Genomic DNA, 19169 nt, shown 5'->3' on the forward strand with positions numbered 1-19169 from the left:
TTTTCGGATATTTGCACCTTCGTATAACATTATGGTTACACCAAAACAATCCCGCTGGAAACGCCTGAACAAAAAGCTTCATGATAAATACCGCCTGGTAATCATGAATGATTCCACTTTTGAACGTAAAGTGTCTTTCCGGTTAACCAGAATGAATGTTTTCGTTGTGGTAGGCACTGCGGTAATATTACTTATCATTGCCACAACCTTTATCATTGCCTATACGCCTTTGCGAGAATACATCCCCGGCTATGGCGATGTCCGTGTGCAAAGAGATATTTACAAACTTCTTCTCAAGACTGATTCCATAGAGCAGGAAATCGCCCGCAGAAATCTTTATCTTGAAAATTTAAAATATATTATTGCAGGCAAAGATTTTCCAAATCCGGATTTGAAAAAGCCCTCCGATAGTGCGGGAAACCAATATATGGCGCTTGATTTTTCAATTACCCCGGAAGATTCTGAATTAAGAAAATATTTTGAAGCTGAAGATAAATATAATCTCACATTTAACGAAGATAAAGCGGCCAAAAATTCCATAAGCAGTTTTTTCTTTTTCACGCCCGTCAAAGGTATAATAATTAACGGTTTCAATCCGGCAAAACGCCATTTTGGAGTGGACATTCTTGCGCAAAAAAATGATGCTGTAAAGTCAACGCTAGACGGTACGGTGATATTTACAGGATGGATGCTTGAAACCGGTTATGTTATATCAATACAGCACAGCAACAATATCATTTCTGTTTACAAACACAATTCGGTACTGTTAAAAAAACCTGGTGATTATGTTAAAGCTGGAGAACCCATTGCCATTGTGGGAAATTCCGGGGAATTTACATCCGGGCCACATTTACATTTCGAACTATGGCATGGTGGCAGCCCCGCAAACCCGATAAATTATATGTCTTTTGAATAATAGCAAAACGTGAAAAAGAAAATTGCCATATTAGGCTCAACCGGCTCTATCGGAACGCAGGCTCTTGATATCATACGTTCGTTTCCGGAGCATTTTTCTACAGAAATTCTTTGTGCGGGCTCTAATGCCACACTATTAATACAGCAGGCCATTGAGTTTTCGCCAAATGCAGTGGTAATTGCTGATGAAACAAAATATCCTGAAGTTAAATCATCTCTCGAAAAATACGACATCAAAGTATTTTCAGGCGATAATTCCATTGAGCAAATCGTTGAATCTGAAAATATTGACTTGGTGTTGGCCGCCATGGTGGGTTTCAGCGGACTCAGACCGACCCTCAATGCCATACGGCACAAAAAAAACATCGCCCTGGCGAATAAGGAAACTTTGGTGGTGGCCGGTGATATCATTACGAAAACCGCTTACGAAAACGGGGTAAGTATTTTCCCGGTAGATTCAGAACATTCAGCAATATTTCAATGCCTTGCCGGAGAAGTAAATAATAAAATTGAAAAACTCATTTTAACAGCTTCCGGCGGACCATTTCGGGGGAAAAAACTCCATGAATTAAAAAACATTACTCCCGAAGATGCTTTATCACATCCTGTATGGCAAATGGGAAAGAAAGTTACTATTGACTCTGCAACACTTATGAACAAAGGGCTCGAAGTAATTGAAGCTCACTGGCTTTTTAACACAAACCCCGGACAAATTGAAGTGTTAATTCACCCGCAGTCTATAATTCATTCAATGGTACAGTTTGCTGACGGCTCCATTAAAGCACAGCTGAGTATACCTGATATGCGTCTTCCCATCTCCTATGCTTTTGGATACCCACAACGCCTGCAAACTGAAATTTCTCGTATTGATTGGAATATCATAAAAAATTTTACTTTTGAAAAACCTGACACACAAACTTTCCGAAATCTATCATTGGCTTATAATGCGTTGGAAAAAGGCGGTAATACCGCATGCATTATGAATGCCGCTAATGAAATTGCCGTCAACGCTTTTTTAAATAAACAAATCCGTTTTACGGACATCCCTGAAATAATAGAAACAGCCATGCAAAGGGGATATTATATTTCTGCCCCCACGCTGGAAGATTATTTCAATAGTGACAACGAAACAAGAAAAAATACAGAAGAATTAATTAAAAAAATAAATAAATGAGTGGTTTAATTATGGTGGCCCAACTGATACTTGGGCTTTCAATATTGGTTTTTATTCACGAGCTTGGGCATTTTCTTGCTGCCCGTGCTTTTGGCATCCGTGTGGAAAAGTTTTACCTGTTTTTCGATGCGTGGAATTTCAAATTTTTCAAGTTTAAAAAAGGCGATACGGAATATGGTATAGGCTGGCTTCCGTTGGGAGGATATGTTAAAATAGCCGGAATGGTTGATGAATCAATGGATAAAGAACAAATGAAACAACCAGCACAGCCATGGGAGTTTCGTTCCAAGCCCGCATGGCAAAGGCTCATTGTTATGATAGCCGGTGTGGTCATGAACTTGATTCTTGGTATGATAATTTTTACAGGTGTCATTTTACATTATGAAAAAGAGTACCTGCCGAATGAACAGGTTACAAACGGCATATATGCTTATCCTGCGGGAAGGGAAATTGGTTTTCAAACCGGAGATAAAATGCTGGCTATTAACGGCAAAAAAATTGAAAGATTTAAAGATGCTGTTTCTGCCAATGTTTTAATGGGCTCGGTAATTACCATTGATCGTAACGGGAACACTATGGAAATCACTGTACCCGATACTATGTACAAAAATTACAATAAAAAAACACGCGACTTTTTTATTGAAGCTCATAATTTTGAGTTTGCCATTGACAGTGTTCTTGATTCCATTCCTAATAAAGACGGAACCATCAGGGCCAGTTCTGCTTCTATAGCCGGCCTGCAAAAAGGAGACAAGGCGCTTATAATTGATTCAATACCAATTAATTGTTATGGCCAGTTTAGGGAACTTGTTTGGGACAGAAAGGGAGATTCTTTACAAATGCAGGTGTTAAGAAACACGGATACCTTATCCCTTTCGCTTTTTGTTGATTCAAGCGGGTATATAGGGATAACCAGCAAAATACCTTATAAAACCAAAGCATACGGTTTCGGTTCCGGTATTAAATACGGGGTAAGTGATGCGATGGGAAACCTTTGGGCTAACATTCGCGGCCTGGGTAAAATTTTTGCCGGAAAAGAAAGCGCCAGCGAATCCATACAAGGGCCCATCGGGATCATGAAAATTTATGGCGAAATCTGGGATTGGCACAGGTTCTGGCTTATTACCGGGTTAATCTCTGTTGTACTGGCATTTATGAATATTTTACCCATCCCAGCATTGGATGGCGGCCATGTAATATTTACCACATGGGAATTAATTTCACGCCGCAAAGTGCCTCAAAAAGTGCTGGAACGCGCACAGGTTGTGGGAATGGCAATTTTAATAGCTCTGATGGTGTTTGCTGTTTTTAACGATGTGTGGAAACATTTCATACGTTAGCCGGAACATGAATGACGTCAACGAAAAACTCAGCGGGCTAAAAACAATTTTACATAAAACACAGGAATATTGCGCATATCAAGAGCGCTGTAAACAGGATGTGCTAAATAAATTGTATTCGTGGGGCGTTGATAATACCAGAGCAAATAAAATAATTGAGGTATTAATAAATGACAATTTTATTAACGAAAGCCGTTTTGTATCTTCTTTTATCCGCGGAAAGTTTTATCACAACAAGTGGGGAAAAATTAAAATCACTTATGAGCTGCGTTTACGAAAAATCGACGAAACACTTATACAAAAAGGAATTAACGAAATCCCCGATACAGAATATTTTGCAGTAATTAAAACTTTGATACACAAGAAATCAAAAGAAATTAAAGAAAAAGATAAATTTCTAAAAAACCAGAAAATCGCCCGTTACCTTATTGCCCGCGGATTTGAACCGAATATTGTTTTTAGTTTGCTACATAACAAATGAAACATTTCTTATTAAGCATTACTGTATTAAAAAACTTCCTTTATTCTAAAATGCTTCGCAAAATATTGTTGTATGTGGCTGGAAGTATTTTATTACTGTTGGTTTTATTTTTTATTTTTCGCAATGTTGTTTTACACGCCGTGGTAGATAAAAAATGCAAACAATTTGAAGAAAAATATCAGGCGGAACTTATTATCGGAAAAGCAAAATTTACAGGATTCACGGGAGTTACTATCCGTGATATAAAAATTGTTCCTTACAATCGTAGTGTATTATTTGCAAGCAAAAAGGTTTACGCGCACTTTAGGTTGTTTCCTTTGATTATTGGGAATATTCATATAAATAAATTTACACTTGAAAACACATTAATTAACATTATCAGAAAAGGCAAAGTCAATAATTACGATTTTCTCTTTACCGGAACAAAAGACACTATACAACAACAAAGCGATAGTTCTTTTAATTATGCGGCAAGGTTTAATAAAATTTTCTCAGCTGTTTTTTCAAACATTCCCGACAAGATTGAAATCCGGAATTTTTTGGTTCGCATAACCGCCGATACCATAAGAGTTTCGTCTTTTTTACCGGCTTTCAGGATTGAGAACCGTCGCTTTCTTTCATCTGTATTCACATCAGAGGAAGGGAAAAACAGAATTTGTTTTGTCCGCGGCGAAATTAATAAAGCTTACAAACGCATGAATTTTATGGTATATTCCTTCCCTGGAGATAAAGTTCGTGTTCCTTACATACAATCAAAATATAATTTTCGTTGCGATTTTGATACGCTTTATGCAGGAGTTTTTGTGGATGGTAATAACTCAAAAATCAGTATTACTGCCGAAAACCTGATAAGCGGACTGGTTTTAAATCACAAGAAAATCGCACAACATGATGTGAAATTTAAAAAAATTTCTTTTAAACTTTGTATTAACTCTTTCAAAGATTTCCTGGAACTTGACAGCAGTTCTGTAATTGCATATCACCGGTTTTATTTTAATCCTTATATCCGAATTTCTCACAAACCTGTCGTTAAGGCATTGCTTAAAATCAATAAAGAATTTGTAGCTCAGGATTTATTCGAATCTTTGCCTTCCGGAATTTTTGAAAACTTTGAAGGAATTAAAACAACGGGAAAGCTCCGTTTATATGTTTATTTCGACCTTGATATGCGCCAGCCCGACTCGCTGAAGTTTGAGGCCTCTTTAACGGGAAAATATTTCAGGGTTATAAAATATGGCGCTACTGATTTTCGTAAAATAAACGGCACTTTCAGCCATACGGCCTATGTAAATGGCATGCCTGCCCGTACTTTCGATGTTGGCCCGGAAAATCCCTCCTATACTCCCCTCGAAGCCATATCTCCCTACTTGAAAGACGCCGTGCTGATATCCGAGAACGGCGGCTTTTTCTACGGTGACGGATTTAACGCTGCGGCATTCCGCGAATCCATCATTGCAAATATTCATGCCAGGCGTTTTGTGCGTGGAGGAAGCACTATAGATATGCAGCTAGTAAAAAATGTTTTTTTAAGCAAAAACAAAACCATTTCACGTAAAGCAGAAGAAATATTGATAGCGTGGCTTATCAATAATAATCACCTCTGCACAAAAGAGAAGATGTACGAGGTTTACCTGAACCTTATAGAATGGGGACCTGGAATTTACGGCATTTCAGAAGCATCAGATTATTATTTTCAAAAGAAACCTTCGCAACTTAGTGTTTCCGAAAGCATTTTTCTGGCTAGTATTATACCCAAACCTCGTTGGTTCAAGTCTTCTTTTGATGAAAATGGAAAACTTTTACAAAGGAACCAGGCATACTTCGATCTGATTGCCACAAAACTTATAGCCAAAGGTAGCGCCACGCCTCAGGATACGCTGGATATGATAAAAAAGGTTGAGATCAAAGGTGTAGCAAAAGCTTATATGGCTGGGGATACGGCCTGTTATAATACGGACACACTATTCTTCCCTATGATTTATAATTAAAATATCAACCACAGGATCAAGAAACTTTTTCGTAAAGAAGAATCTTTGCCTTAATAAATTTTAATAAATAATTATATCAAACGGCAGGCGCGCCTGAACACCTTTTTGTTTTTGCAGGTTTTTCAGGTATTCGTAATAAATATAATTTTCACCCAGTACCTCTTTCACCTTTACCTCGGAGTTTTCACCAAACATCTCTTCCAGTATCTGTGTAAACGGGTCCTTAAATTTGGGATAGCTCACCAATTTGTAATCCTCCATTTTTGCCAGCTTTGCGGCTTCTTTTATGGCATCTTCCAGGCTGCCAAGTTCATCCACCAGCCCGATGCGTTTTGCGTCCACACCGCTCCAAACCCTGCCCTGCCCAATGGTGTCAACATCTTCTGGTTTCATCTTGCGACCTTCGGCCACATGCCCCACAAACACCTTGTATATATTTTCTATCTGATTGGTCAGAACTTTTGTTTCATAGGGTTTTAGCGAGCGGCTTGTAGTAATGTAATCCGAATATTCGTTTGTTTTTACCACATCAAAAGTTATTCCGAGTTTGTTTTTAAAGAAATTCTCCATATTAGGGACTACTCCGAAAACACCAATGGAACCTGTTAAGGTGTTGGGTTGTGCATATATTTTTCCTGCGCCACAAGCGATATAATATCCTCCCGAGGCGGCCACATCGCCCATAGAAACCACCACCGGCTTTACTTTCTGTGTCAGCACCACTTCGCGCCATATCACTTCAGATGCCAGCGCGCTTCCCCCCGGAGAGTTAATCCTAAGAACCATGGCTTTTATAGCACTGTCGGTCCTAACATCGCGGATAGCCTGCGAGAGGCAATCCGAACCAATGTTTTTCTCATCGCCCTCGCCGGTACCAATAGACCCGATTGCGTACACAACCGCTATTTTCTTTTTACCTATAGCAAGTTTATCTTTGCTCTTCATTCCTTTAAAATATTTAGGCCCGGTAATAAAACTTATCTTGTCGTTTTCATTCAGCCCAAGTTTTGTTCGAATATACGAATGCAATTCGTCGCGGTAAAACAGGCTATCCGCCAGCTTGTATTTTACAGCGTCGGCGGCCGTCTGAATTTTCAGGCTGTCGGCTATCTGATTGAGCTCTTCCACAGTAAGCTTGCGTTGTGCTGCGATACCATCGACCATTTGCTGCCAAAGCACATCAAGCATTTTTTGATATTGTTCGCGGTTCGCGGCACTCATCTTATCCAGAATAAAAGGTTCTACAGCACTTTTGAACTTACCATGGCGGATAATCTGAGCCTGCACATCAAGCTTTTCCAGTGTGCCTTTAAAAAACATCAATTCTGCCGCCAATCCCTTGAACATCAGTTCCCCTTCGGGATTTAAGAAAATTTTATCAGCAACAGAGGCCAGATAATAAGCCCGCTGTGTATAATAATCTCCGTAGCTTACAATAAATTTCCCCGATTTTTTGAATTCCTGCAACATGATGCGTACCTCTTCAATAGTAGCTATACCTGAAGGAATATCGGTCATGTCTAAAAGTATCCCTTTTATATTATCGTCTGCGGCGGCTGTTTTTAGCATTTTTGATAAATTATCAAGCCCCTGGCTTTTTTGTGGTTTCATGCTGCCAAAATCAAAATCGCCGAACGGGTTATTTGAAGTCCTGTCGGGTATTGGTTTGTCAAGTTTCAGTGTAATTACAGAATTCTCCTTAATCGTTACAGGTTTCGATTTTGTTAGTGCCGCCATAGATGCAACCATGGCAATAAAAATGACAAACATGATAATTGACAAAAGCAGGTATCCTGCCATTGACGCAAACATAAATTTAAAAAACTGTTTCATAGCTGTATAAAATTAATTATGTTTAATTTATTTTCTTTGGTAAAAATAATATAAAAAACATGTATTTTGACAAGTATATTAAATAAAAGTTACAATTTGTAGGCTAATTTTTTAAAAAAACATATTTTTGATTAACATTTTTTGTTATGATTTGTTTTTCACTTGGAAGTAATTCCGGCGACAGGTTTGCATATCTTCGATCTGCAGTTGACAGACTGATTAAGGCTTTTGGCAGGCCTGCATCCGTGTCGTCGGTTTATGAAACGGAACCATGGGGGGTAAAAGGGCACAACAATTATCTGAATGCCGTAATATGCTTTGAAACAGAAATGACAGCCAGGAATATTCACAAACGTATTGCTGTCATTGAAAATATTTTTGGCAGAGTACGTATGCCGGGTAAGATTCATCCCAGAACTATTGATATTGACATACTCTTTTATAACGATGAAATTATTCATACTCCAACACTGACTATTCCGCATCCGCGTTTACACCTTCGCAAATTTGTGCTCATGCCTTTATCGGAAATATTGAATGATTTTATTCATCCCGAAACGGGTATCTCGGTCAGGGAAATGCTGGAAAAATGTGAAGACAAATGTTGTGTTGTTAAAACAGATTTTAATTTATTTTTGCACTGATGTATGATTTTATAGCCATAGAAGGAAATATCGGGGCGGGTAAAACTTCTTTGTCAACGAAAATTGCAAAACAGTTCAATGCAAGGCTTATTCTTGAGCAATTTGAAGATAATGCTTTTTTACCTAAGTTTTACCGCAACCCGAAAAAGTTTGCATTTCCTTTGGAACTTTCTTTTCTGGCATCTCGTTATCAACAGCTTAAAGACAAACTTTCACAACAGGAAATATTTTCGTCTTTCACCGTATCAGATTACTTTATTTACAAATCGCTGATATTTGCACGTAAGACCTTACAGGAAGATGAACTGGCGCTTTATACCAGGCTATTCGACATTATCAACGCATCACTCCCTAAGCCCGATCTGCTTGCATACCTTTATATGGAAGTTCCCCGTCTGAAAGACAATATTATTTCGCGGGGCCGTTCATACGAAAAAGACATCAAGCACGAATATCTTGAAAGAATACAATCTGGGTATTTTGATTTTATTCGCCAGCAGTCCGGCCAGAGAATACTTATCATTGATGTAAACAATGTAGATTTTGTTCATAGTGAAAGTGATTATCAAAAAACAGTAGATGCCATCATGCGGGATTATCCGTTAGGCGTACATCGAATTTCGCTTTAGATAACAAAAAAGTTCAAAAAAAAACTCCGGCATAAGTCGGAGTTTTTTTATTAGTTTGTTTGTGTATTATTTAATTGCATCCAGAAATGCAGGTTCTTTATGATATTTCAAAAACTCCCTGTCTTCCATGGCTTCTTTTCTGTATTTTGAATTCTTTTGTACAGCTTTGGTGAGGTGTTCATACATAACAGAAGTGTTTTTTGTACGGGCTGCGTTGATGGCTGCCAGATAATGAACGGCACCAGTCTGTGGTTTTGTACATTCTAATGTTTGTAGTGCGGCAGTATTATTACCTGAAAGCATTTGGGCTAGGGCCACATTATATTTGCATTTTTTAGTGCCATAGCTTGAAAGAGCCGCAGCATAATCTCCCTGTTTTGATTTCAATACTGCGTTGTTATAACTTACGTCGATACCTTTTTGTTGCGCTTTGTTAAAATAATCCTGCGCAGCTTCGTTTTCATTTTTCCAGCTTGATAAAACTCCAAGATTATAAAGTATCTGGCCATCATTCGGATTAAGCTGATTTGCTTTTTCCAGATATGTTTGTGCTTCATCAAGCTTATCGAGTTTCAAGGCACACATACCGGCATTGTTAAATGCTTTCCAGTCGTTGGGGTAAATAGTTGTGGCAGATTTGTAAATAGTATATTGTGTTTCAACATTATCAGTTAATGTGGCTGAGTACAAAAGTTCCTTGTTGTCAAGTTTTTCTGGTGTTGTTGTCGAAAGCATAATGATTTCTTCTTTGGATTTTTTTGGTTCATAACAGCTGATTGTAAACTCTGCCCTTCTGAGAACAGAAAGCATATTTTCCACTTCAGCATAAATAACAGTCATGTCCTTTATTGATTTTTCTCTTTCAGCTTTCGTAGCCTGACTTTGAATAACATTTGAAATAGTTTGCTTCTGCGGAATGTTAGAAGTGTTGAGAGCCTTCATGAAACCATCAAAATCTTCACCTTTTGAATTAACAGTAACCGGGAGTTGAGGTACTTCAATTTTCAGGGCCTTTTTTCCTTTTTCTGGTATTTCCGGGGCTACAGAATTATTTATCAGTTGTTTATCTTTAAGAACAATTTTTTTTATCTGTTCTTCGAACCATGTTTTGGCTGTTTTTCCTCTTTCGTCTGAAAGCTTCTTATTCAATGTCAATTCGCCTTCGGGAGATGCCCACGCGTTAATGTCTATGCTTTTTATTTTCCAATTTTGAACTAAAAATGCAAATAATGCATCTCTAATTGCAGCATTAGCCAAATCTTTATTTAATGAGAGAGACATATTCAGATTGGATTTGTTATATTCATAATAAAGATTGCCTTTTTTGGTAATAATGGTTTCCAGCTCATAGCCGTGTGCTGCTACCTCTAAATCTTCTTCGTGTTCAATACGGCTTGATGTATTTATAACGCCATCGGCAAGTTTATTGGTTCCTAAGGGGACATCAACCTTTTTGCCTTTTGTTGCCAAAGGTCCAATATATAATTCCGACATTTTCATATTATCGGTAAAATTAACCACGTCGGTATATGAAAAGCTGCCACCTTCTTTATATTTAATAACCTGCCCTTGACCTTTATTTTTTTCACCCTTGAGTGTAATGGATTTTAATGTTGCCAATGTTACGCCATCCATGCTTTTAATAACCGGGGTAATAGTCACCGAGGCTTTTTTGTTGAAATATTTTGGTGGAATGGTTCCGTTAACACCAACAGAAATTTTACCTCCATGAGATTCAAGGACTTCTGGTGTTACAGTGTAATTCACTGTGGGGTATTTTTTAATCATTTTGTTAAGTCCGCAACCCGTGAACATTACTACTGCAAGAACTAGTGCTGCAATTACTTTAATGTTAAAGTGTTTCATAAATTGTATTTTTAAATGTTAATGGTTTATTATACTTTTTTTATTATTTCGGTACAAATATAAAAAAAGATATTAAAGACCTTGCGTTTTTTTGTATTTTTTTGAGTTTAAATCTTTTTTTACTACTTTTTTATTTTTTTGTTACAAATTCCCATAAAACTATTCCAGCGCATACAGCAATATTAAACGAATGCTTGGTTCCAAATTGTGGAATATCTATACAGGCATCGCTCATTTTGACAATTTCCTCGTCAACACCATTAATTTCATTGCCAAAAACCAAAGCATATTTACGTGTTTTTTCCGGATTAAACCTATTCAAACTTATACTGTTGTTTGTTTGTTCGACAACGATGATGACAAATCCTTCTTCCTTTAAAAAATTAATAGCATTTAAAGTGTTCTGAAAATATTCCCATATAACTGATTCAGTAGCTCCGAGGGCTGTTTTTTGTATTTCGCGGTGAGGTGGTGTGGCGGTAATACCGCATAACATCAGTTTTTCAACTCTGAAAGCATCGCAGGTACGAAAAACAGAGCCTATGTTATTCATACTCCTGACATTATCCAAAATTACCACTATTGGAAACTTCTCAGAAAACTTAAATTCTTCGACACTTAATCTGCCTAATTCGGAGTTCTGTATTTTTCTCATCTAATACAATGTATTTCAACATTAAAAAACCCCATGTATAATAACATGAGGTTTTAAAATCATAATGTTTTGGGTTTCTTAATGGTTAAAAGTATATGAAATTCCTATTCCTATCACTTCTTTGAATTGTGTGCGAGGGCCTATAGTTTGTGATAATGGTGTGCTTTTTATCATAACATCATCATCATAGAGTAACTGTGTATTCAGGGTGGCAGAAAACCATTTGTTGACCTTGAAGCCCATCAGTACATTCCAGTTAACATCAATATTCCCGAAATCTTTCAGGTAATCCGAAAACAACTCCAAAGAAGTGTTCAGTGTTATGTTTTTAAATATTTCTTTATTGAAGACTGCGCGAATATAAGGGCCGAATTCTCCTTTCATGTGCTTGAACTTTGATGTATCAATTCCAAATGCTCCGGCGTTGGCCAAAGTTGGATTTGAAACAAATGTAAACCTGCCAGCTGCAGGTGACAAATACAACTGAAAATATTCGGCCGGAACATAGTTCATGCCGATACCGGCTACGAGGTACCCCGGAGATAAAAACTTAGATATTTCCACACTATCGTTAGGATAGTTATAACCATTGGCAAACTGAGTGCGGAAATTTACCAGTAAAGTTACATCCCAGTGTTTTGATACTGCGTAACCATAAGAAGTGGTATATTCAATTTTATCGTCGGTTTTTGTGAAAGCTGCTTCTTTGCCTGTTCCTAAAAACTGAAAACCGTAGGCGAGGTCAAGATTGTTTTTCCATGAATGCTTTTTCTTTTTGTAATCTGCTTTAAAATTTGCAAGAGCTCCGAGCCCAATCGAATTTTGACCGCCGGCAGCCCAGTTTGAAAATGCAGCTTGTGTGAAATTCAATGCGGCAGTTCCCAATATAGTCCACGCTTTTATTGAATCCCCCGCACTTCTGTCCATTGGATTGGCTACTTTTTTAATATCTTCCTGGGCATAAAGCAAAGCCCCAGATAAGAAAAATACAATAATTAATAATTTTTTCATGAAGTATTATTTTAAAAATCAGTTATTTATTTTTTAGAATATCACGAATCTCTGTGAGCAATGTTTCCTCTTTTGTGGGTGCCGGGGGTGCTGCAGGGGCTTCCTCTTTCTTTCTCTTCATTCTGTTGATGCCCTTAATTATCATAAAAATAGTAATAGCAATGATAAGAAAATCAATTACTGTCTGAATAAAATTGCCGTAGGCAAACACAGGAGCTCCTGCTTCTTTAGCCTTGGCGAGACTTTCATAGGCAACACCATCCATAGCATAATACAAGTCGGTAAAATTAACATTACCCAAAAGCTTTCCGAGAGGCGGCATAATGATGTCGTTCACGAGCGAACTGACAATTTTTCCAAAAGCAGCACCGATGATAATTCCAACGGCCATGTCAATCATATTGCCTTTTACGGCAAATTCTTTGAATTCTTTTACAATGCTCATAATTTTAAGGTTTTAAATTAGGTTTGCAAAATTAAAAAAATGTAAAATGAATTATTATATAAATTTATGTCAACATACTTTTTAACGATTTCTTTTTAAAAAGGTTTCTCTGATTATAAGGTATTTAAAACAAAAAGCCCCACCAAAAATTGGCAGGGCTTTTACAAAATATATCGTTTATGCGGCTTTTTCTGTAGCTTCTTTTTTGGCTATTTCTACAATCTCAAAAGATGTGGTGCGTATTTCCACAGTATTGTGTTTGGTGTCGTTTTTATCGGTGTATTGACGGGTTACAATTTTTCCGGTAACTTTAACAAAAGTGCCTTTTTTAATTTTGTCCAGCGCCAGTTCGGCAACCTTGTCCCACATCACAATATTATGCCATGTGGTTTCGCACACCCATTCTTCTTTGCTGTTTTTGTAATTGGAGCTTGTTGCCAATGAAAAACGCAGCATCTGCGCACCGTTTGTCAGAGTTTCTACTTCGGGATTCATGCCTGCAAATCCGCTTAATTCTACTTTGTTAATTTATCTTTCCATAATAATTAGTATTTAAGGTTAAACATGTTTCGTTACAATGAACGATTGATGATGCAAAGTAATATCTGCCCGAAATACTTATTCGGTTATTAAATATTTGTATTCGGATACAGTCGTTTGTAAACGGATAATTCATTATAAATAAATAGAAATTGTGGAAGCAGAGACTAAGAAGAACTATTTTTTTGTTCTTACTTGATTAATTGGTTTGAATCTTTTTTGTGCAACATCTGCACATTGACTTTGTTTATATAACCAGACGATTTTTGGTTTATTTATAATTACGTTAAAACCTCGCAATAAACTTTTATTGTAATAATTTTCATGCTCACAAGCATATTGCCTTGCCGAATTTTTGCTACTTTTGCACGTTTCTTACTACAAGCAATACTGTTATGCAAAACAAATACAAAGAATACAAACAGCTAAGTCTGACACAAATTGCTTCCGACATAGACCTGTACTGGGAAAAAAATGATATTTTTCATAAGAGCGTGGAAAACCGCAGAGGAAAAACTCCTTTTGTGTTTTATGAAGGGCCACCTTCTGCCAACGGGCAGCCGGGTATTCATCACGTGATGGCACGGACTATAAAAGATATTTTCTGCCGGTATAAAACCTTAAAGGGCTATTTGGTTGAACGTAAGGCGGGGTGGGATACTCACGGCCTGCCCATTGAAATTGCCGTTGAAAAAACGCTGGGAATCACTAAAGAAGATATTGGAAAGTCAATCACTGTTGAGGAATATAACAACCAATGCCGCAAAGAGGTAATGAAATACAAAGACCAGTGGGATGAACTAACAATAAAAATGGGCTATTGGGTTGATTTGGAAAATCCTTACATTACGTTTGATAACAAATATATCGAATCTGTCTGGTTTTTACTGAGTAAGCTTTACGAAAAAGGATTTTTATATAAAGGGTACGCCATACAGCCGTATTCACCAGCAGCCGGAACCGGATTAAGTTCACATGAATTAAACCTCCCGGGATGCTATAAAGACGTAAAAGACAATACGGTGGTAGCACAGTTTAAAGTCGTTGCAAACGAACATCCCGTGGTTGCTGTTTTGCAAAAAAACCTTCACGGAGAACTTTTTATTCTTGCCTGGACCACAACTCCGTGGACACTTCCTTCAAATACAGCGTTAGCTGTTGGCACTGATATTGAATACAATGTTGTTGAAAGTTACAATCAGTACACACACCTGCCCATTACCGTTATTCTGGCAAAAGAGCTGAAAGAGAAATATTTCCCGGAAAAAAATGCTGAATTGGTTATTGAAGATTACAAAGAAGGAGATAAAAATATTCCTTATAAAATTCGGGCAAGCTTTAAAGGTAAAGAACTTTCGGGTATACGCTATGAGCAACTCCTCCCCTACGCCCAGCCCAACGATGGCGATGCTTTTAAGGTGGTGGTCGGCGATTTTGTAACAACCGAAGACGGCACCGGAATTGTTCACATTGCCCCCAGCTTTGGCGCCGATGACTTTCGGACTGCAAAACAATACGGACTCGGTTCGCTGACCTTGGTTGACAAGCAGGGAAAATTTACAGAAGAAATGGGCGAATTTGCCGGAAGGTACGTTAAGCCGGAATATGACACTAACCCGGTAAACAAGGAAGAAAATAATGTTGATATTGACATCATAATCAAACTGAAAAAAGAAAACAGAGCGTTTAAATCGGAAAAATACGAACACTCCTATCCTCATTGCTGGAGAACCGATAAGCCCATATTATACTATCCTCTCGACTCTTGGTTTATCAAAACCACTGCTTGCAAAGACCGCATGATTGAACTGAACAAAACCATCAACTGGAAACCCGAAAGCACCGGCAGCGGTAGGTTTGGCAACTGGCTCGAAAATCTGGTGGACTGGAACCTTTCCCGCTCACGTTACTGGGGCGTCCCCTTGCCTATCTGGACCAGCGAAGACCGTAGCGAACAATTATGCATCGGTTCTGCAGAACAACTGAAAAAGGAAATTGAAAAATCGGTGACAGCAGGGTTTATGAAGGATTGCAATTATGATAAGTTTGTTCCGGGAGATTTTTCTACTGAAAACTACAACACCATTGACCTGCATCGCCCTTATGTTGATGAAATAATTCTTGTTTCTACCTCAGGTAAAAAAATGTTCCGCGAACCCGACCTGATTGATGTATGGTTTGATTCGGGCTCTATGCCTTATGCACAATGCCATTATCCATTTGAAAATCAGGAGTTTTTTAAAAACAATTATCCAGCTGATTTTATAGCCGAGGGAGTTGACCAGACACGTGGCTGGTTTTTTACCTTGCATGCTATTGCTACCACGCTTTTTGATTCGGTAGCTTATAAAAATGTGGTTTCCAACGGATTGGTGCTTGACAAAAACGGCAATAAAATGTCGAAACGCTTAGGTAATGCCGTTGACCCTTTTGAGGCCATCCATAAATACGGCCCTGATGCAACTCGCTGGTATATGATTACCAACTCGCAACCATGGGACAACCTGAAATTTGACTGGACGATAAAAAAAGATGCCTGTGGCGAAATAACTGAACAATATTCCGACAGCATTATAGAAGTGCAGCGGAAGTTTTTCAGCACACTTTATAACACCTATGCTTTTTTCGCTTTGTATGCAAATATTGATGGTTTCAAATATGCAGAAGACGAAATAGCGCTGGAAAAACGTCCCGAAATTGACTGGTGGATATTGTCAGAGTTGAACACATTGATTCTTAATGTTGACGAATGTTATAACGATTATGAACCCACGCGTGCTGGCCGGCTGATTCAGGAGTTTACTGAGGAATATCTGAGCAATTGGTATGTACGCCTTTGCCGCCGCCGTTTTTGGAAAGGCGAATACACCGAAGATAAAATAGCGGCATATCAAACATTATATACCTGTCTTGAAACTATTGCACAACTGGCCTCCCCTATTGCGCCGTTTTTTATGGAGCGTCTGTTTATTGATCTAAACAGCGTTACACAACGCAAATCTACAATTTCAGTTCATCTGGCCGATTTCCCCGAAGCAAACAAGGCCTTTATTGATAAAGCGCTGGAGGAAAGAATGCAACTGGCTCAAAAGGTGTCATCCATGGTGTTGTCGCTGCGCAAAAAGCATAACATCCGTGTTCGCCAGCCCCTGGGCAGGATAATGATTCCCGTGCCGGATAAAAACTTTGAAAAACAACTGCATTTGGTGCAGAACCTGATATTGTCAGAAGTCAACGTCAAAGAAATTGAATATCTTGACCCCACAGTAGGCAAGCTTGTTAAGAAGATTAAACCCGATTATAAGGCATGCGGGCCTAAGTTTGGCAAATTTATGAAGCAGATTGCCACCGCACTGGCTGGATTTACACAGGAACAGATAAATGAATTTGAAAATGCCAAAACCTATTCGCTGCAATTTGAGAACGAAACTGTTACTCTTGAAATCAGCGATGTGGAAATTATCACAGAAGATATTCCCGGCTGGGCAGTTGCTACCTACGACAACTTAACTGTGGCTCTTGATATCAGCATCAGCGAAACTTTAAAAGAAGAGGGTCTTGCCAGAGAACTGGTTAACCGGATTCAGAACCTGAGAAAAGACCTGAAGTTTGAGGTTACTGACAAAATCAGGGTTGAAATTGAAAGGCGCAATGGTTTGTTGTCCGCCGTAAAAAATAATTTTTCATATATTTGCAACGAAATTCTGGCCGTTTCTATAGATTTGAAAGACAATGTTTCAGAAAAGAAACAACTTGTGGAACTTACAGATGAAATCAGTACTTTTGTTGCTATAGAAAAGGCTTAATTTTTAACCACATTAAAAACACACCTATGAAAACAAAAGCGAAAGCGGTAGTTGCTAAAAAAAAGGTTGTTAAAAAAACTGTTGCTAAGAAAGCTGTAAAAAAAGCAGCACCTAAAGCAACAGAAAAAAAAGCAGAAAAAAAACCGCTTGCTAAGGCGGGAAATAAAAAAACCACTGTAAAAAAGGCCGTCACCAAAAAGCCGGTAATAAAAAAACCTGTGACAAAGAAAAAATTAATAGTTAAAAAAACTAACCCGGTCAAAAAAGCGGTCCCTGTTAAGAAGACAGTGAAAAAAATTGTGGTAAAAAAGGCCGTTGCTAAAAAACCTGTTATTAAAGTAGTTAGTGCTAAAAAAGCCTCTGTAAAAAAACCAACAGTTAAAAAAGTAGTTGTAAAAAAATTAAAACCAAAAGTTGCAACAATAAAAAAGGAAATTAAAAAAACCTTAATCACCAAGAAAAACAAAATTCAAAACAAAAAATTGGGGGGCAAAAAACCCGCTTTAAAAAAAGAAGTTGTTAAAAAAACAACTTTGATTAAGAAAACTTCGGATAAAAAAGTTGTTGTTAAAAAAGCGGCTCCCAAAAAGCCTGTAAGTTCAAAAAAAACAACAGGCAAAAAAGAAAAAACTGTTGCAAGGCCTGTAATCGGTAAAAAGATTAAGAAAGAAGTTCCCATAATTAAGACAAAAAAACCAGCCGCTTCAGTAAAAAACAAAAAAGAGGCAGACGCACCCAAAAAAGAAGTTAAATTGTCTGTTAAACATGAAGATACGCCACAAAAAACAAGATATTCTGATGCAGAGCTTCAAGAATTTAAAGAAATCATTCTAAAAAAACTTGAGGAAGCGAGACGTGATTATGAGATACTTTCTGAAGCGTTTTCTAATAATTCCGGCCAAGACATCAATGACACATCCCCAACATTCAAAATACTGGAGGAAGGCTCACAAGTACTTTCAAAAGAAGAAAACAGTCAGCTAGCCATGCGTCAGGCAAAATTTATTAAAAATCTTGAAAATGCTTTGGTGCGTATTGAAAATAAAACTTATGGAATTTGCAGAGTTACCGGCAAGCTTATTTCAAAGGAACGACTTAGAATCGTACCCCATGCTACTCTTAGTATGGAAGCAAAACTCCAACAGGGCAAACTAAGGTGAAAATCGGTAATTTTCAAAAAAAACTACTATTATCGTTATCTGTAGTTTTTGTTTTACTATTTATTGACCAGTTTCTAAAAATTTGGATTAAAACACATTTTTTTCTCGGAGAAACAATTTATGTTTTTGGGCTCAACTGGTTTCAAATTCATTTTGTTGAAAATTATGGCATGGCTTTCGGTATGGAGTTTGCCGGCAATTATGGTAAAATTTTTCTTAGCATATTCCGCCTCATTGCCATAGGTGGTATTTGTTGGTATCTCTATACTCTTATTAAAAAAAATGCAAGCATATTTTTTATTGTCACAATATCGTTAATACTTGCAGGTGCTGCAGGCAACTTATTCGATAGCGCCTTTTATGGCTTAATATTTAGCGAAAGTACTCCCTTTGATAAAGCAGTTATGTTTTCTCAAAATGGTGGATATGCTGATTTTCTATATGGAAGAGTCGTTGATATGTTTTATTTCCCTTTATTCACTATTAAGCTCCCAAACTGGTTTCCATTTTGGGGCGGACAGCCTTTTACTTTTTTTGAACCGGTTTGGAATATTGCCGACGGGGCTATTACTGTTGGGGTTTTTATCCTTATTATTTTTCAAAAACGACTTTTTAAGTCAATTCCGCAAAATAGAAAAGAAAAAAACACAACAGAACCTGCGAAATGATTTTATAGAAATCA

General features: G+C 37.7%; 16 protein-coding genes. 10 read left to right on the forward strand and 6 right to left on the reverse strand.

The window, feature by feature from the left end; genetic code table 11:
- The first annotated feature begins 31 nt into the window (after positions 1 to 31).
- The 5 genes from M0R16_05700 to M0R16_05720 are packed head-to-tail and all read left to right on the forward strand — an operon-like array spanning position 32 to position 5898.
- Entirely contained in the window at positions 32 to 916 is an 885-nt protein-coding gene (locus M0R16_05700; GenBank protein ID MCK9612379.1) for a M23 family metallopeptidase, read from the forward strand.
- Positions 917 to 925: 9 nt separating this feature from the next.
- Complete coding sequence (locus M0R16_05705; protein ID MCK9612380.1) at positions 926 to 2089, forward strand: 1-deoxy-D-xylulose-5-phosphate reductoisomerase; 1164 nt, start codon at positions 926 to 928, stop codon at positions 2087 to 2089.
- Complete coding sequence (gene rseP / locus M0R16_05710) at positions 2086 to 3429, forward strand: RIP metalloprotease RseP (GenBank protein ID MCK9612381.1); 1344 nt, start codon at positions 2086 to 2088, stop codon at positions 3427 to 3429. The genes M0R16_05705 and rseP overlap by 4 nt, the downstream gene beginning before the upstream one ends.
- Positions 3404 to 3910, forward strand: a complete 507-nt coding sequence (locus M0R16_05715; GenBank protein ID MCK9612382.1) for a RecX family transcriptional regulator — start codon at positions 3404 to 3406, stop codon at positions 3908 to 3910. The genes rseP and M0R16_05715 overlap by 26 nt, the downstream gene beginning before the upstream one ends.
- Positions 3907 to 5898: a transglycosylase domain-containing protein gene (locus M0R16_05720; GenBank protein ID MCK9612383.1), complete on the forward strand. Its 1992-nt coding sequence runs from the start codon at positions 3907 to 3909 to the stop codon at positions 5896 to 5898. The genes M0R16_05715 and M0R16_05720 overlap by 4 nt, the downstream gene beginning before the upstream one ends.
- A gap of 60 nt (positions 5899 to 5958) precedes the next feature.
- Here the strand turns inward: M0R16_05720 and sppA are convergent, their stop codons facing one another.
- Positions 5959 to 7731, reverse strand: a complete 1773-nt coding sequence (gene sppA / locus M0R16_05725) for a signal peptide peptidase SppA (protein MCK9612384.1) — start codon at positions 7729 to 7731, stop codon at positions 5959 to 5961.
- Between the two features lie 146 nt (positions 7732 to 7877).
- Between sppA and folK the strand changes: the two genes are divergently transcribed.
- Both folK and M0R16_05735 read left to right on the forward strand, forming a co-directional pair.
- Positions 7878 to 8375 carry a 2-amino-4-hydroxy-6-hydroxymethyldihydropteridine diphosphokinase gene (folK, locus tag M0R16_05730; GenBank protein MCK9612385.1) on the forward strand — a complete coding sequence of 166 codons (498 nt, stop codon included), beginning with the start codon at positions 7878 to 7880 and terminating at the stop codon, positions 8373 to 8375.
- Positions 8375 to 9004: a deoxynucleoside kinase gene (locus tag M0R16_05735; GenBank protein MCK9612386.1), complete on the forward strand. Its 630-nt coding sequence runs from the start codon at positions 8375 to 8377 to the stop codon at positions 9002 to 9004. The genes folK and M0R16_05735 overlap by 1 nt, the downstream gene beginning before the upstream one ends.
- A 66-nt stretch (positions 9005 to 9070) precedes the next feature.
- Here M0R16_05735 and M0R16_05740 read toward each other — a convergent pair whose 3' ends face one another.
- From M0R16_05740 to M0R16_05760, 5 genes are all read right to left on the reverse strand, one after another.
- Entirely contained in the window at positions 9071 to 10870 is a 1800-nt protein-coding gene (locus M0R16_05740; protein MCK9612387.1) for a tetratricopeptide repeat protein, read from the reverse strand.
- Positions 10871 to 11000: 130 nt separating this feature from the next.
- Positions 11001 to 11525 (reverse strand): RNA methyltransferase, encoded by a 525-nt coding sequence (locus M0R16_05745; protein MCK9612388.1) that lies wholly within the window; start codon positions 11523 to 11525, stop codon positions 11001 to 11003.
- A gap of 78 nt (positions 11526 to 11603) precedes the next feature.
- Positions 11604 to 12536: a DUF3078 domain-containing protein gene (locus tag M0R16_05750; GenBank protein ID MCK9612389.1), complete on the reverse strand. Its 933-nt coding sequence runs from the start codon at positions 12534 to 12536 to the stop codon at positions 11604 to 11606.
- 22 nt (positions 12537 to 12558) lie between these two features.
- Complete coding sequence (gene mscL, locus M0R16_05755; protein ID MCK9612390.1) at positions 12559 to 12975, reverse strand: large-conductance mechanosensitive channel protein MscL; 417 nt, start codon at positions 12973 to 12975, stop codon at positions 12559 to 12561.
- A 183-nt stretch (positions 12976 to 13158) separates the two neighbouring features.
- Positions 13159 to 13476, reverse strand: a complete 318-nt coding sequence (locus M0R16_05760; GenBank protein ID MCK9612391.1) for a single-stranded DNA-binding protein — start codon at positions 13474 to 13476, stop codon at positions 13159 to 13161.
- A gap of 440 nt (positions 13477 to 13916) precedes the next feature.
- On the opposite strand from M0R16_05760, the gene ileS reads away from it, so the two are divergent.
- The 3 genes from ileS to M0R16_05775 all read left to right on the forward strand — a co-directional run bounded on the left by ileS (position 13917) and on the right by M0R16_05775 (position 19155).
- Positions 13917 to 17327 (forward strand): isoleucine--tRNA ligase, encoded by a 3411-nt coding sequence (gene ileS, locus M0R16_05765; GenBank protein MCK9612392.1) that lies wholly within the window; start codon positions 13917 to 13919, stop codon positions 17325 to 17327.
- A gap of 752 nt (positions 17328 to 18079) precedes the next feature.
- A complete protein-coding gene (locus M0R16_05770; GenBank protein ID MCK9612393.1) occupies positions 18080 to 18487 on the forward strand; it encodes a TraR/DksA C4-type zinc finger protein in 408 nt (135 codons plus the stop codon).
- Positions 18484 to 19155, forward strand: coding sequence for a lipoprotein signal peptidase (locus M0R16_05775; protein ID MCK9612394.1), 672 nt, complete (start codon positions 18484 to 18486; stop codon positions 19153 to 19155). Before M0R16_05770 ends, M0R16_05775 begins: the two co-directional genes overlap by 4 nt.
- Positions 19156 to 19169 lie beyond the last annotated feature (14 nt).

The sequence above is a fragment of the Bacteroidales bacterium genome, from assembly GCA_023228145.1.
Lineage (GTDB): Bacteria > Bacteroidota > Bacteroidia > Bacteroidales > CAIWKO01 > CAIWKO01.

Excerpts from the sequence above, each read along its gene's own strand:
- M0R16_05700 (MCK9612379.1), top strand. The coding sequence starts at position 32 with ATGGTTACACCAAAACAATCCCGCTGGAAACGCCTGAACAAAAAGCTT.
- rseP (MCK9612381.1), top strand. The coding sequence starts at position 2,086 with ATGAGTGGTTTAATTATGGTGGCCCAACTGATACTTGGGCTTTCAATA.
- M0R16_05715 (MCK9612382.1), top strand. The coding sequence starts at position 3,404 with ATGTGTGGAAACATTTCATACGTTAGCCGGAACATGAATGACGTCAAC.
- M0R16_05720 (MCK9612383.1), top strand. The coding sequence starts at position 3,907 with ATGAAACATTTCTTATTAAGCATTACTGTATTAAAAAACTTCCTTTAT.
- sppA (MCK9612384.1), bottom strand. The coding sequence starts at position 7,731 with ATGAAACAGTTTTTTAAATTTATGTTTGCGTCAATGGCAGGATACCTG.
- folK (MCK9612385.1), top strand. The coding sequence starts at position 7,878 with ATGATTTGTTTTTCACTTGGAAGTAATTCCGGCGACAGGTTTGCATAT.
- M0R16_05735 (MCK9612386.1), top strand. The coding sequence starts at position 8,375 with ATGTATGATTTTATAGCCATAGAAGGAAATATCGGGGCGGGTAAAACT.
- M0R16_05740 (MCK9612387.1), bottom strand. The coding sequence starts at position 10,870 with ATGAAACACTTTAACATTAAAGTAATTGCAGCACTAGTTCTTGCAGTA.
- M0R16_05745 (MCK9612388.1), bottom strand. The coding sequence starts at position 11,525 with ATGAGAAAAATACAGAACTCCGAATTAGGCAGATTAAGTGTCGAAGAA.
- M0R16_05750 (MCK9612389.1), bottom strand. The coding sequence starts at position 12,536 with ATGAAAAAATTATTAATTATTGTATTTTTCTTATCTGGGGCTTTGCTT.
- M0R16_05760 (MCK9612391.1), bottom strand. The coding sequence starts at position 13,476 with ATGAATCCCGAAGTAGAAACTCTGACAAACGGTGCGCAGATGCTGCGT.
- ileS (MCK9612392.1), top strand. The coding sequence starts at position 13,917 with ATGCAAAACAAATACAAAGAATACAAACAGCTAAGTCTGACACAAATT.